The sequence below is a fragment of the Streptomyces sp. NPDC001890 genome (genome assembly GCF_042891445.1).
Classification (GTDB): Bacteria; Actinomycetota; Actinomycetes; order Streptomycetales; family Streptomycetaceae; genus Streptomyces.
On sequence record NZ_JBIATE010000002.1, the window covers coordinates 546679 to 561607 of the forward strand.

The 14929-nt window shown below is 70.6% G+C and carries 10 protein-coding genes; 2 read left to right on the top strand and 8 right to left on the bottom strand.

Annotated features, from left to right (window positions below):
• Positions 1–29: 29 nt before the first annotated feature.
• Positions 30–278, bottom strand: a complete 249-nt coding sequence (locus ACFYY1_RS08655; protein ID WP_388582607.1) for a hypothetical protein — start codon at positions 276–278, stop codon at positions 30–32.
• On the bottom strand, positions 275–1246 hold the full coding sequence (locus ACFYY1_RS08660) for an SPFH domain-containing protein (RefSeq protein WP_388582609.1): 972 nt from the start codon (positions 1244–1246) through the stop codon (positions 275–277). The genes ACFYY1_RS08655 and ACFYY1_RS08660 overlap by 4 nt, the downstream gene beginning before the upstream one ends.
• Before the next feature lie 222 nt (positions 1247–1468).
• Here ACFYY1_RS08660 and ACFYY1_RS08665 point away from each other — a divergent pair, with 222 nt between their 5' ends.
• Positions 1469–3706 (top strand): transglycosylase domain-containing protein, encoded by a 2238-nt coding sequence (locus ACFYY1_RS08665; protein ID WP_388582612.1) that lies wholly within the window; start codon positions 1469–1471, stop codon positions 3704–3706.
• Positions 3707–3799: 93 nt separating this feature from the next.
• On the opposite strand, the gene ACFYY1_RS08670 is transcribed toward ACFYY1_RS08665, so the two are convergent.
• From ACFYY1_RS08670 to ACFYY1_RS08685, 4 genes are all read right to left on the bottom strand, one after another.
• On the bottom strand, positions 3800–5278 hold the full coding sequence (locus tag ACFYY1_RS08670) for a catalase (RefSeq protein WP_388582613.1): 1479 nt from the start codon (positions 5276–5278) through the stop codon (positions 3800–3802).
• 168 nt (positions 5279–5446) lie between these two features.
• Complete coding sequence (locus ACFYY1_RS08675; protein WP_388582616.1) at positions 5447–7351, bottom strand: SpoIIE family protein phosphatase; 1905 nt, start codon at positions 7349–7351, stop codon at positions 5447–5449.
• Between the two features lie 371 nt (positions 7352–7722).
• Positions 7723–8421 (bottom strand): DUF402 domain-containing protein, encoded by a 699-nt coding sequence (locus ACFYY1_RS08680; protein ID WP_388582618.1) that lies wholly within the window; start codon positions 8419–8421, stop codon positions 7723–7725.
• Between the two features lie 90 nt (positions 8422–8511).
• Positions 8512–9936, bottom strand: coding sequence for a class II fumarate hydratase (locus ACFYY1_RS08685; protein WP_388582621.1), 1425 nt, complete (start codon positions 9934–9936; stop codon positions 8512–8514).
• Between the two features lie 106 nt (positions 9937–10042).
• Between ACFYY1_RS08685 and ACFYY1_RS08690 the strand changes: the two genes are divergently transcribed.
• Complete coding sequence (locus ACFYY1_RS08690) at positions 10043–11572, top strand: ricin-type beta-trefoil lectin domain protein (RefSeq protein WP_388582624.1); 1530 nt, start codon at positions 10043–10045, stop codon at positions 11570–11572.
• Positions 11573–11693: 121 nt separating this feature from the next.
• Here ACFYY1_RS08690 and ACFYY1_RS08695 read toward each other — a convergent pair whose 3' ends face one another.
• On the bottom strand, positions 11694–12995 hold the full coding sequence (locus ACFYY1_RS08695) for a M18 family aminopeptidase (protein WP_388582626.1): 1302 nt from the start codon (positions 12993–12995) through the stop codon (positions 11694–11696).
• A 529-nt stretch (positions 12996–13524) separates the two neighbouring features.
• Positions 13525–14895 (bottom strand): MFS transporter, encoded by a 1371-nt coding sequence (locus ACFYY1_RS08700; RefSeq protein WP_388583459.1) that lies wholly within the window; start codon positions 14893–14895, stop codon positions 13525–13527.
• Positions 14896–14929: the final 34 nt, after the last annotated feature.

Consider the following 14929-nt stretch of genomic DNA (forward strand, 5'->3'; position numbering starts at 1 on the left):
GAACCCCGGCTTCCGGACCCGCTCGGAGCTCAGGCTCCGGGCGGCTCCGGGGCCTCCTTCGGGGGTCGCCCCCGGCGGGGGATCGGCCGTGCCGTGCCCGGCAGACGGCCCGCCTCCGCCAGCGCCCTGCGCAGCAGGAACTCGATCTGGGCGTTCGCGCTGCGCAGTTCGTCCGAGGCCCAGCGGGCCAGCGCGTCATGCACCGCGGGATCCAGCCGCAGCAGCATCTGCTTGCGCTGCGGCGGGGTCCTGCGGGCCGGCGGGGTCTGTTCGGTCACTGGTAAAGAGTGCCCGTGTTCAGGACCGGCTGGGCCGCACGGTCACCGCACAGCACCACCATCAGATTGCTGACCATGGCCGCCTTGCGCTCCGAGTCGAGCTCGACGATGTCCTGCTCGGCGATCCGGGTGAGCGCCATCTCGACCATGCCGACCGCACCCTCGACGATCTGCTGCCGGGCCGCGACCACCGCGCCGGCCTGCTGGCGCTGGAGCATCGCGGAGGCGATCTCGGGGGCGTACGCGAGGTGGCTGAAGCGCGACTCGATGATCCGTACGCCGGCGGCCTGCACCCGGGCGGTGAGCTCCACGGCCAGCTTCTCGGTGATCTCCTCCGCGTTGCCGCGCAGCGAGAGGCCGCCCTCGTCGTGGGCGTCGTACGGGTACTCGATCGCGATGTGCCGGACGGCGGCCTCGGTCTGGGTGGCGACGAACTCCAGGAAGTCGTCGACCTCGAAGAGCGCCTGCGCGGTGTCCTCGACCTTCCAGACGACGATCGCGGCGAGCTCGATGGGGTTGCCGTAGGCGTCGTTGACCTTCAGGACCGCGGTCTCGTGGTTGCGGACCCGGGTGGAGATCTTCCGGCTGCTGGTGAGCGGGTTGATCCAGCGGAGCCCGTCGGCGCGGATGGTGCCGACGTAGCGGCCGAAGAGCTGGATCACACGGGCCTCGCCGGGTGCGACCATCTTCACACCCGTCATGCAGAAGAACGAGACGATGACGAGCAGCACCCCGAAGATGCAGACCGGGACGCCCAGGCCGTTGTTGCCGTTCGAGCCGACGACGCCGCCGACGATGGCGAGACCGATGCCCGCGATCACGCCGACCACGGTCAGCAGCAGGCCGAGACCGCCGGGGATGCTGTGCGCCGTCACCTCTCTCACCTGCGGTTCGGGCATCTGGGGCGTGTCGGGAGTGAGGTCGGTGGCAAGGGTGGGCGTGGCGTGCGGATTGTCGTGATCGGTCATGGGATCCCCCGTTTCGAAAGGCCGGCTCGGTGCTAGCAATGTGATTACACATTACCTGTGCTCGCAACCTTGGGCACCCTTCATGAGTCGGTTCCCTTGAGAGCGGGTGCTGATTGTCACGTCCGTAAAAGACCGCATCGCTCGCTTTTTGTCCTTGCCGACGGTGTTAGCTGGTTCGGCTGAGCGGATCTGGTCGAGCAGAGAAACGGGAGCAACACAGCGATGGGTCGAGCGGATGCGCGACGAGCCCAGCAGCGCGGAGCGCGGCGGGCCGCGAAGAGCGGCGGCATACGCAGACTCTTCACGTGGAAGAAGATGCTGGGCACCTTCTTCGGGTTCTGCCTGCTGGCCATGGGCGCCTTCGTCGCGCTCTACATGTACGTGGACGTCCCGAAGGCCAACGCCCTGGCCGAGCGGCAGAGCAACGTCTACCAGTACAGCGACGGGTCGGTGCTGACCCGGACCGGCCAGGGGGTCAACCGCCAGATCGTGGATCTGGCCGAGGTGCCCCTGAAGGTGCAGCACACCTTCGTCGCCGCCGAGAACAAGTCCTTCTACGACGACAAGGGCGTCGACCTGAAGGGCACCGCGCGCGGGCTTCTCAACACCCTCAGCGGCAAGGGCAAGCAGGGTGGCTCGACCATCACCCAGCAGTACGTGAAGAACTACTACCTGACGCAGGACCCGACGATCAGCCGGAAGCTCAAGGAACTGGTGATCTCGCTCAAGGTCGACAGCAAGAAGAGCAAGGAATACATCCTCGCCGGGTACATCAACACCGCGTACTACGGGCGCGGCGCGAGCGGCATCCAGGCCGCCGCGCAGGCCTACTACGGAGTCGACGCCAAGGACCTCAACGTCTCCCAGGGCGCCTACCTGGCCTCGGTGCTCCAGGCCCCCAGCCAGTACGACTGGCAGACCGCGTCGGAGACCGGCAGGAAGCTGGTCAAGGACCGCTGGGGCTACACCCTCGACAACATGGTCGAGATGCACTGGCTCGACAAGGCCGAGCGCGACAAGCTCGAATTCCCGGTCCCGGGCAAGGCCAAGCCCGCCAAGGGCATGGAGGGCCAGACCGGTTACCTCGTCGAGGCGGCCAACAAGGAGCTGGAGAAGCAGGGCATCACCGCGGAGATGCGGCAGGCCGGCGGCTGGACCTTCACGCTCAACATCGACAAGAAGCGGCAGAAGCAGCTGGAGCAGTCCGTCGACCGCCAGCTGGAGTCCAAGCTGGACCGCAAGGGCAACAAGGTCGACGCGACCGTCCAGGCGGGCGCCACCTCCGTCGACCCGAAGACCGGCGCCGTCGTCGCGATGTACGGCGGCACGGGCTACACCGAGCACTACATCTCCAACGCCACCCGCCAGGACTACCAGCCCGCCTCCACCTTCAAGCCGCTGGTGTTCGCCTCGGCGCTGGAGAACGAGGCCAAGACCCAGGACGGCGACCTGATCGGCGTCAACACCCGCTACGACGGCACCAGCAAGCGGCCCGTCGTGGGCAGCGACACCCCGTTCGCCCCGGAGAACGAGGACGACCGGAGCTACGGCGACGTCACCGTGCAGAAGGCGATGAACGCGTCGATCAACTCGGCTTTCGCGCAGATGGTCGTCGACGTCGGCCCGCCCGCGGTGAAGAAGACCGCGCTGGCCCTCGGCGTACCGGACAAGAACTTCCCCGAGCGCCCCGCCATCACGCTCGGCACCATGAACGCCTCGACGTGGGACATGGCCGGCGCGTACGCCACGCTCGACAACCACGGTAAGAAGGTCACCCCGCACATCGTGAAGTCGGCCGAGCACCGTGAGCGGACGGTCGAGCCGGTCGAGGGCATCGGCAGCCAGGTGATCAGCCGCAAGTCCGCCGACACCGTGACCTCCGTGCTGACCGGCGTGGTGGACAGCGGCTCCGGCCAGGCGGCCAACACCTCGGCGTACGAGGCGGCGGGCAAGACGGGTACGTCGGAGAACAACAAGTCGGCCTGGTTCGCCGGCTACACCCCCGAGCTCACCACCGTCGTCGCGCTCTTCGGCGAATCGCCCAAGGACGGCGGCGGCCAGGTCAGCCTGACCGGCACGGCCAACTCCGGCCGGGCCAACGGCGGTGGCTTCCCGGCGCAGATCTGGGCGGACTACACGCTCGGCGCGCTGGGCGGCGGCTCCAGTGCCCAGTTCGACCTGGAGGACGTCGAGCGCGGACAGTCCACCGTCCCGTCCTCGCCGTCGACGACCCCCTCGCAGTCGCCGAGCACCGACACGACCCCGTCGCAGTCGCCGGACGTGCCCTCGCAGAGCCCGAGCCAGTCGCCCGAGGTGCCGCCGAGCCAGTCGCCGGACGTGCCGCCGCCGAGCCAGTCGCCGGAAGTGCCGCCGACCCAGTCCCCGGAGCCGCCGGGCGGCGGCGGGGTCCCCGGCAAGCCTGCCGACGGCAGCGAGAACAACGCTCCTCCCGCGCGGTGAGTGCCCGAGCCTGAGCCGACGATGAACACATGAGTCAGGGGCGGTGCCGGCCGGCACCGCCCCTGATCCTTTTCCCGCGGGTCTTCCCGTGGGTCAGCCGCCGTTGACCTTCTTGGCGATCCGGTCGCCGAGGTCCTTGTCCACGTTGCGCCAGTACTGCAGCGCGCGCTCCAGGACCGGGGCGCTCACACCGTCCAGCAGATGGCCGGAAATGTTCCCTACCAGCCGCTCGCGGGCCGCGTCGTCGAGCACTTTGCGCACCATCGTGCCCGCCTGGCCCCAGTCGTCGTCCTCGCTGTGCAGCTTGTACGCCTCGTGGACCATCTCGCCCGCCGTCGCCCAGCCCGCCGGGTCGCCGTAGCGCGCGGTGTCCGCCGCCGGGCCGCCGTAGGAGTTCGGCGCGTACACCGCTCCGGTACGGCTCGGCTCGTACCGCATCGGGCCGTCCTTCGCGTAGGAGTTCCGGCCGAACCGCGGACGGTTCGGGGGCAGCTGCGCGTAGTTCGGGCCGATCCGGTACCGGTGGGTGTCCGGGTACGAGAAGAGCCGGCCGAGGAGCATCTTGTCGGGCGACGGACCGATGCCGGGCACCAGGTTCGACGGCTCGAAGGACGCCTGCTCGATATGGACGAAGAAGTCCTCCGGGTTCTCGTTCAGCGTCATCCGGCCGACTTCGATCTCCGGGTAGTCGCCGTGCGGCCACACCTTCGTGAGGTCGAACGGGTTGAACCGGTAGTCCGGGGCGTCGTCGAACGGCATGACCTGGACGTACAGCGTCCAGCTCGGGTGGTCACCGCGCTTGATCGCCTCGAACAGGTCGCGGCGGTGGACGTCGCCGTCCACACCGGCCATCCGGTCGGCCTCGTCCTGCGTGTAGAAGTCGATGCCCTGGTCGGTCTTGAAGCGGTACTTCACCCAGAACCGCTCGCCGCCGGCGTTGACCCACATGTAGGTGTGCGAGCTGTAGCCGTTCATATGGCGGTACGTCTTCGGGATGCCCCGGTCGCCCATCAGCCACGTCACCATGTGCGCGGACTCGGGGGACAGGGTCCAGAAGTCCCACTGCATGTCGTGGTCGCGCACCGCGCTGTCCGGGCGGCGCTTCTGCGAGCGGATGAAGTCCTGGAACTTCATCGGGTCACGCACGAAGAAGACCGGCGTGTTGTTGCCGACCATGTCGTAGTTGCCCTGCTCGGTGTAGAACTTCAGGGCGAATCCACGGGGGTCCCGCCAGGTGTCGGGGGAGCCCTGCTCCCCGGCGACCGTGGAGAAGCGGGCGAGCATGGCGGTCTGCTTGCCCGGCTGGAACAGGTCGGCCTTGGTGAACTGGCTGACGTCATTGGTCACCTTGAAGGTGCCGTACGCGCCGGATCCCTTGGCGTGAACCACTCGTTCGGGGACCCGTTCACGGTTGAACTGGGCCATCTTCTCGATGAGGTAGTGGTCCTGGAGCAGGATCGGTCCATCGGATCCGACAGTGAGCGAGTGTTCATCGCTCTCCACCGGGATTCCGGCATTGTTCGTGGTGTACGGGGTGTTCTGAGTCTTTGGGGTATGCGATTCCTCGGACACGAGCGTCCTCCCGTCGGTGGGGGTTTCGGTCAGGCCGTCTCGTTCACGACTGAAGTCAAACCCGCCGACAGGAGGTCGGCAACATTTCGCTACCGTGCGTACAGGGCTCTGCCCCGTGCCCGTTCCACGCCCGTGTGCCGCTCCTTCGCGGCGCCTTCACCGGTCCGGCTACTGGCCCCGGGACGGCATCTCGAACCAGACCACCTTGCCGGTCGAGAGGCGGGTCGCCCCCCACCGCCTGGCCAGCCGGTTCACCAGGAACAGGCCGCGCCCGCCCTCGTCCATGTCACGCGCCCGGCGCTGCCGGGGCAGCTGCGGGGAGTCGTCGCCGACCTCGCAGCGCAGCACGTCGGTGCGCAGCAGCCGCAGTGTCACCGGTCGCTCCGCGTAACGCACCGCATTGGTCACCACCTCGCTGATCAGCAGCTCCACCGAGTCGGAGAGATCGTCGAGACCCCAGCGGCTGAGCGCGCGGCGGGCCAGCCTGCGGGCCCGGCCCGGCGCCGTCTCCTCCGGTTCGAGGTGCCAGTACGCGACATCGCTCGGCGCGATCCCGTCGAACCGGGCGGCGAGCAGCGCGATGTCGTCGTCCCGGTCGCCCGGACCGAGCATGTCCAGCACGTCGTCGCAGAGCGCCTCCAGCGGCGGCGAGTGGTCCGGGCCGGTCAGCCGGGCGGTGGCGGCGAGCCGTTCGCGCAGCTGCTCGATCCCGGTCCAGACGTCCCGCAGCCGGGACTCCACCAGGCCGTCGGTGTACAGCAGCAGCGTGCCGCCCGCGGGCGCGTCCAGCTCGACGGCCTCGAAGTCCACCCCGCCCACGCCGATCGGGGCGCCCGGCGGCACCCGCAGCACCTCCGCACGGCCGCCCAGATGGAGCAGGACGGGCGGCGGATGCCCGGCGTTGGCGATCGTGATCCGGTGCGCGACCGGGTCGTACACCGCGTACAGGCAGGTCGCCATCCGGTCGCTGCCGAGCCGCTGGGCCTGCTCGTCGAGGTGGTGCAGCACCTCCTGCGGCGGCAGGTCGAGCTGGGCCAGGGTCTGCGCGGTGGTGCGCAGCTGGCCCATGATCGCCGCGGACGTCATGGAGTGGCCCATGACGTCGCCGACGACCAGGGCGACCCGGCTCCCGGGCAGCGGGATCGCGTCGTACCAGTCGCCGCCGACCCGGGCCGTCTCGGCGGCCGGGAGATAGCGGGAGGCGAGCCGGACGCCGGTCGGCTGCGGCAGCGAGTCGGGCAGCATGGTGCGCTGGAGCTCGTCGGCGATGTACGCCTCGCGCCCGTACAGCACGGCCTTGTCGATGCCGAGCGCGGTGTGCGTCGCCAGCTGGGCCGCGACCAGCAGGTCGTTGGACTCGAAGGGCGGCCGCTCCGTACCGCGCAGGAAGACGGCGGCGCCGATCACCCGCCGCCGGCCGCGCAGCGGGGCGAGGATCGCACGGTGCCCGGTGGGTACGGTCCGGCCGGCGCCGAGCAGCTCGGGCAGCGCGGCACGGGCCGCCGCCGAGTCCCCGAAGACCGGCCGCACCCCGCGCAGGACCTCGGCCAGCGCGCCGCCGGAGCGGACCTCGCACAGCTCGGCCGCGGGCGTCAGATCGCCGTGCGGATCGATGACGGGCAGCCGCAGCCGCTCGGTCTCCGACGAGATGTCCGTCTCCTCCTCGCTCAGCCGCAGCCGGTCGGACCGGCGCAGCCGCAGCACGAAGGGGGAGACCGGCCGCTCGTCACCGACCGGGAGCGGGTCGCGGAGGTAGACCAGTATGGCGTCGGAGAACGTCGGCACACTGGCCCGGCACAGGCCCAGCACGATCTCGTCCAGGTCTATGCCGCGGGCGATCCGCCGGGTGGCGGCCCCGACGAAACGCAGCCGGTCGCCCTCGCGACGGGATGCGGCCTGCGGGTCGAGTCCTGGGGGGCCGGCCGCCGGCCCCGGAGCCGCGGCCGGGCCGGGGATCGCGGCGGTGGCAGGGGAGGCGGCCGGCGCGGCGTCCTGCTGCCGCGGCCGGGTGCGTTCCTGCGACCGGGCGGCGAGAGGCTGCCGGCCTTCGTGGGAGGTGGGGTGCTCCGTCACGCGTGGGGTTCCGTCCGTCCGGGCCGGTTGTATGAGGCAATCACCTCGTGGGGCGTTACTGTGCCCCGGCAAGAGCGGCGATAACAACGGCTGTCACCGGATGCCCCGGAACGAGGGGCTGAAACCGGATGCTTGCGGGGTTGGCCGGTGACAACGTTTCCGGCGACGGGGCGGGCAACAGCGAGCACGTCTCCACCCCCTCGTAGTGGTTCATACGATTCATACGACTGATGTGGCTCATACAGCTCATGCAGTACGCGGTGCTCGTGCGGTGACTTGTGGTCAGGTCGGGTGCCGCGCCTCCCGGTTGGAGCGGAGCGGCAGCCCGGAGGACGATCCTACGTTTGTCCCCCTGGGGTGCATCAAGGGTCTCACGACGGCGTATACGAGGGGGTGCGGTCCCAGTCATCCGGAAGCGCGGGAACCCGCCATTGTGGATCGGGCCGCCAGTCCTCCCAGCCGTCCCGGAACGGAGCGCCCCACTCCTCGATCAGCCCGACGGCGGCCCGGCCCGCCTCCCGCACCCGCCGCGCGGTCCGCGGGGTCATCAGACCGGCCCGCTGCGCCATGGCGAACTCGTCCTCGTCGCGCCAGATCCAGCTGCGGTCCGGGTACACGGAGATGTCGAGAAAGTGATCCTCGGAGTCGACGCCGCCCTGCCAGCGGGTGTGCGGTTCCTCCAGATTCACGTACCAGCTGCGGAACTGCCAGACCGGCTCCCAGAACAGCCAGACCGACCACGGCTCACCGGGCCGGGCGAGCTTCAGCACACCGTTCCCCAGCCAGGGGGAGCGGGCGGTGGTGCGCGGGGCGGTATAGCGGGTGGCGAGTGGCTCGGCGTGCACGTCCCGGCCGTTCGCCAGCACCGGCTTCACGCACTCGGTGCCGGGCGCCACCCATACCGCGAGCAGTTCGCCGGTGTCCTGGACGACGGTGACGGGGCGGCAGATGTGGAACGGGTCCGGGGTCCGCTCCGGCGCCCCGGACCCCGCCGGTGCGCCGTTGCGGCGGTAGCGCCACAGGATCTGATCACCCGGCGCCCAGTGCTCGATGTCTCCGGTACCTGCCATGGACGGATCTTAGAGGGACCGGAAACCCCCTGGGCCCTGTCGTCGTCCGGACGACGGCAGTCCGACGACAGGGCCCAGCCGCGACGCAGGTCACGGGTGGGTCATACGCAGCACGTCGAGTGCCTCGTCGAGCTGCTCCACGGTGAGGTCGCCCCGCTCGACGTAGCCCGAGTCCAGTACGACCTCGCGGATGGTCCGGCGCTGCGCGAGGGACATCTTGGCGACCTTCGCCGCCTCCTCGTAGCCGATGTACTTGTTCAGCGGGGTGACGACGGACGGCGAGGACTCGGCGTACTCCCTGGCCCGCTCGACGTTGGCGGTGATCCCGTCGACCGTGCGGTCGGCGAGCAGACGGGAGGCGTTGGCCAGCAGCCGTACCGACTCCAGCAGGTTCTTCGCGATGACCGGGAGCATCACGTTCAGCTCGAAGTTGCCCGCCGCGCCCGCCACGGCGACCGCCGTGTCGTTCCCCGTCACCTGGGCGGCCACCATCAGCACGGCCTCGGGGATGACCGGGTTCACCTTTCCGGGCATGATCGACGAGCCCGGCTGGAGGTCGGGGAGGTTGATCTCGGCGAGTCCGGTGCGCGGCCCCGAAGCCATCCAGCGCAGATCGTTGGAGATCTTGGTGAGCGAGACGGCGATGGTGCGGAGCTGGCCCGAGGTCTCCACGAGCCCGTCCCGCGCGCCCTGCGCCTCGAAGTGGTCCCGGGCCTCCGCCAGCGGCAGCCCGGTGGCGGCGGCGACCTCGGCGATGACGGCGGCGGAGAAGCCGGGCGGAGTGTTGATGCCCGTGCCCACGGCCGTGCCGCCCAGCGGCAGTTCGGCGAGACGGGGGAGCGAGGCGCGCAGCCGCTCGATGCCGTACCTGACCTGCGCCGCGTAGCCGCCGAACTCCTGGCCGAGGGTGACGGGGGTGGCGTCCATCAGATGCGTACGCCCCGACTTCACGACCGCCGCGAACTCGGCGGCCTTGCGCTCCAGGGCGGTCGCCAGCCGGTCCAGCGCGGGGATCAGGTCGCCGGTGACGGCCGCCGTCGCGGCGATGTGGATGGAGGACGGGAAGACATCGTTGGACGACTGCGAGGCGTTGACATGGTCGTTGGGGTGGACCTCGCGGCCCAGCCGCTCGGTGGCCAGGGTGGCCAGCACTTCATTGGTGTTCATGTTGGACGAGGTGCCCGACCCGGTCTGGAAGACGTCGACCGGGAACTGGTCGTCCCAGCGCCCCTCGGCGACCTCGGCGGCGGCCTCCTGGATGGCCGCGGCGATGTCCGGGTCGACCACCTTCAGCTCGGCGTTCACCTTGGCCGCGGCCGCCTTGATCCTGGCCAGGGCCTCGATGTGGGCCCGCTCCAGGCGCTGGCCGGAGACCGGGAAGTTCTCCACCGCGCGCTGCGTCTGGGCCCGCCACTTGGCCTCGGCGGGCACTCTCACCTCGCCCATCGAATCGTGCTCGATGCGGAAATTTCCACCGCTCGCGGGGGACCGCTCGCCGGCCTGTGACTCGTCCATCTCGTTCAACCTCCTGAAAAAGTTGAGCACTTGTCTTGTTCTTTCTATTCCCAAGACGCCTACCGACCAGTAAATACCGGGGGTAACCACAACCCGGGGAGGCGCAATGAGGCGCATGAGGCACAGATTCCGCTGTACGGTCGCGGCCGCCGCGGCCATGGCGGCCGCGGTCGGCGGCATGACCGTGGCCGCCGGTACGGCCGGCGCGACGGACCGGTCCGGTTCCAGCACCACCGCATCCACCCCCCTGTCGCCCGAACTGGAGGCCATCCGCGCCGCGGAGGCCACCAAGCTGTACGGCGACCCGGCCGAGCGCCCGCTCGCACAACGCAAGACCGGGCTGATCTCGCTCGGCGACAGCGAGATCTCGGGCGAGGGCGTCGGCACGTACGAGGCCGGCACCAACGGCCCCGACAACTGGTGCCACCGCTCGCCCGACTCCGCCATCCACCGCACCGGCATCCCGGCGGACGTCACGTACAACGTCGCCTGCTCCGGCGCGTACACCGGCAACATCGTGATCGGCGGTTCGAAGCAGTACGCCGACGAGCTGGTGCAGAGCGACAACCTCGCCATCAAGGCCCGCAACACCCGCATCAAGATGATCCTGCTGGTGGCGGGTGCCAACGACGACCTCCAGTTCGGCCCGGTCATGACGGACTGCGTCGAGCGCTGGGTGTTCTCCCAGGGCACCTGCCAGCCCAAGTACGAGGGCGGCTGGCAGGCGCGCGTCGACGGACTCGTCCCCAAAGTCGAGAAGACGGTGCGCGACCTGAAGACCGTCATGACCGGCGCCGGCTACGCCGACAACGACTACAAGCTCGTGGTCATGGGCTACCCGAGCCCCATCGGCCCTGACTTCTACGACAACCCGAGCTTCCCCGGAAAGCTTCCCGGCGGCTGCGCCGGGTACGACTCCGACGCGGCCTGGGGCCGCAACGTGGCCGTCCCCGCCTTCGAGCGCGGGATGCGCAAGGTCGCCGACGACACCGGTGCCGTCTACCTCGACAACTCCCGGCTCTTCCACGGCCACGAGGTGTGCAGCGAGTCCACCTGGGCCCGCGGTCTCTACATCGACCTCGGACACTTCCCGCCGGACTCCAACTCGACGCGGCAGTCCTACCACCCGAACGCGAGCGGCCACGGTGCCTTCGCGTCCTGCCTGACCCAGATCTACAACTCCAACCTGCGCCAGGCGAGCTGCGCCGACCCGGCGAGCACCGGAAAGCCGGTTCTGCAGGCCGGAGTGTGGGACGACGCCTTCAAGCCCCTGAAGAACGAGGCGACGGGCACCTGCGTGGACGTCCCCGGCTCGGTGACCCGCAATGACACCAAGATCGGCGGCTGGGACTGCCACGGCGGCCGCAACCAGGGCTGGTGGTACGACTCCAGCACGAAGAACCTCCACACGGAGCTGAGCCACGACCGGTGCCTGGACATCCCGGGCGCCGACTACAAGGCGGGCGCCACGGCCATCCTGTACAACTGCTCGGGCGCGGCCAACCAGCAGTTCGTGAAGCAGTCGGGCACCTTGCGCCCGGCGGCCTCCACCGGACTGTGCCTGACGCTGGCGGCGGCGAAGGACCCGCTGAGGCTCCAGGCCTGCGACGGCAGCGCGCAGCAGCGGTTCGTGTAGCAGGACTCGCACAGCGAGAACAGCTTGACGTGTACGTGACGAAGGGGCGGGGCGGCCGGTGCCGCGCCGCCCCTTCGGGCCGTCCGGTGCGGACCGGCCTCTCCGCGACGTCCGGCGCGGATCAGCCGGACGTCATGAACGCGCCGAGCGCGGCGGCCAGATGGCCGGGGTCCTCGACCCCGCACAGCTCGCGCGCCGAGTGCATGGACAGCCCCGGCACCCCCACGTCGACCGTCTCCACGCCCAGCCGGGCAGCGGTGAGCGGGCCGATCGACGTACCGCACGGCATCGCGTTGTTGGACACGAACGGCTGCCACGGCACGCCCGCCCGCTCGCACGCCGCCGCGAACACCGCCATGCCGGTGCTGTCGGTGGCGTACCGCTGGTTGACGTTGACCTTGAGCGCGGGGCCGCCGTTGGGCAGCGGACGATGGTCCGGGTCGTGCCGCTCCGCGTAGTTGGGGTGGACCGCGTGGGCCATGTCGGCGGAGACGCAGAACGCCCCGGACAGGGCCCGCGACCAGTCCTCCGGGCTGCCGCCGCGGGCGGTGACCGAGCGGCTCAGGACCCGTTCGAGCAGCGGACCCTGCGCACCCGTCGCCGAACCGCTGCCGACCTCCTCGTGGTCGAAGGCGGCCAGGACGGGGACGTACGCCGGCTCGTCGGCAGCGGTCGCCGCGGCCGCCAGGGCCGTGACGCCCGCGTGCACCGAGACCAGGTTGTCCAGCCGCGCCGACACCACGAACTCCCGGTCCGCGCCCAGGTATCCGGGCGGCTGGACGTCATGGAGCATCAGGTCCCAGCCGAGCACCTCGTCCGGGTCCGCCTCGGCGGCCGCCGCGACCCGGCGCAGCAGCGCACCCTCCGCGCGTGGTCCGAGCGCCCAGAGCGGAGCGACGTGGCGCTGCGGGTCGAGCGCGAGCGCCTCGTTGACCGTACGGTCCAGGTGGATGGCCAGCTGGGGCACCCGCAACAGGGGTTCGTCGATCCGGACGAGCCGGGAGGCGGCCCCGCCGCCCGGGGCGCGTACCGCGAGGCGCCCGGAGATGCCGAGGTCGCGGTCGAGCCAGGTGTTCAGTGGAACGCCGCCGTAGATCTCCACACCGATCTGCCGCCAGCCCGCCGACGAGGTGTCGGGGGCGGGCTTGACCCGCAGGTTCGGGGAATCGGTGTGGGCGCCGACGATCCGGAAGGGGGTGTGCGCCGGGGCCCCCTCGGGGACGTACCAGGCGATCAGCGCACCGGCGCGGGCGACGAAGCTCCCGCCGGTCGTGCCCGTCCAGTCGTCGGTGCCCCGCAGTTCACGGAAGCCCGCCTTCTCCAGGCGCTCGGCGGCACTGGCCACCGCGTGGTACGGGGAAGGGCTGGCGCTGATGAAGGACAGCAGGTCGTCGGTGTGGCTGCGGTGGGGAAGCGGCGTCATCGGGCGTCCGCCTTTCCGGAGTTCGACGGTGAGGGTGGAGGAACCCGCGCCGGGCCGCTGGGTGCGGCGCGGTACGGGGTGTACGAGAAGGGGGCCGGTCCCCGGGCACCCGGGCGATCCGGTGGGGGTACGTCCTAAGGGCTGCCCCGTAATCCCTGGCGGGCGTGCGACGACGGCCACGGCACCTCGCCGCGTTGTCGGAACGCCCGAATACATCCAGTATTCGGGCGTCCCTCCGCCTTGCGATGCACCGCGTCCGACGCCGCACACTGATCCACCAGGGACTACGGGACAGCCCTTAGGGGCGGGAACGTTCGACAACCCACCAAAGCGGGCCGGTACGGCGCAAGTCCGCGGCGCGGCCCGCTGCGTGAAAGCGGCGGTGTCCGACCGGTCGCGGCGACGGCGGCCCCCGCGGCGGGCGGCGGCGTGCCGGGGCAGGCACCGGGAGCGTGCGCGACACCACGACGGGAGCCCGGCCCCTTGCCGAGCCTCCCGAGAATGGCCGAATAACGCCGTACGGGATTCCTCATCGCTCCGTTCCGGCACGGTCGGCGCCGGAACGGGGCGCGGGGATCGCGGCCCGCCCGCGCGCCCAGGACACCCTGATCAGGAACACCACGGCGACCACGACGGCCGCCCCGTGCGACCAGCCGACGACGGCCAGCGGGCTGAACCGGTCGAGGGCCGCGGCGACCAGGATCATGCCGACGCCGAAGCCGAGGTTCTCCAGGGTCGCGGAGAGCCCGAACGCGTGAGCGCGCGGACCGGCGGGGAGCGTCTGCAGATGGGAGGTGTACGAGACCTCCGTCAGCCCGTCGGCCGCCCCCGCCGCCAGCGCGATCACGACGGTCGCGGCCCAGGGGAACCCGGCGAACGCCAGGATGAACGCCCCGGACATCAGACAGGTGCCGTACCCGAAGCCCGGCGCCCCCACCGTGCGCCCGGTGCGTGCGACGTACCGCTGGATCACCTGCTGCGCGACGACGTTCCCGACCGCCCACAGACACCAGAACGCGCTGACGAAAACGGCCGGGTGGCCGGCGTCGAGCGCGGCGGAGTGGACCGGCAGCGCGGCGTTGTGGGAGGACGAGCCGAAGGCGTCGACACTCCGCAGCACCACCATCAGACCGAGCCCCGGCGCGGCCGCCGACGCGAGCGACGCGCCCGGCCGCCGCCACCTCCCCGGCCTCCCCCGGCCACCGGTCCGCTCCGGCTTCCCGTCCCCGCCCGAATCCCCCTCCGATTCCGGCCGGGCGTTCTCTCCCCGGCCCCCGCCCGGGATCGGCAGCAGCGCCACCGTGACGGCGCAGATCACAAAGGTGGCCATGTCCACCACGAAAGCGGCGGTGTAACCGACCAGCGAGACCACCACGCCCGCGGAGGCGAAACCGGCCACCATCGCCAGCGAACGCCCGGTGATGGAAAGGGAGTTCGCCCAGGACCGCCGGTCGTCGCCGACCATCTCGGGAATGGAACTGCGCAACGACACCATGAAAAGCGTTCCGCAGCCGCCGACCACCACGGAAACGGCCATCAGGGAGGCCGTCCGCATTCCTTCGGGCGCGAGGACCAGCAGCAGCATCACCGCCGCCTGCGCCACATTCGTCCACAGCATGACGCGCTTGGCGGCGAACCGGTCGAGCAGACCACCGGAGATCAGCCCGGCGACAAAGCCGGACGCCAGGCGTACGGCCATGAACAGGCCCATCGCGAGCGCCCGCCCGGTCGTCTCGTAGACGAACAAGTTGAGCGCCACCATGTTCAGGAAGGTGCCGTAGGAGGACAGGGAGTACCCGGCGACGAGGAACCGGTAGCGGCGCTCCCCGCGCGCGGAACCGGCCGCGTCGCCGTCCTCGCCGTCCGGTGCACGGTCCGGCCGGTCCTTCGCCTGTCCGATGTCGCGCGTCACCCGGCCCATACTCACCGAGCGG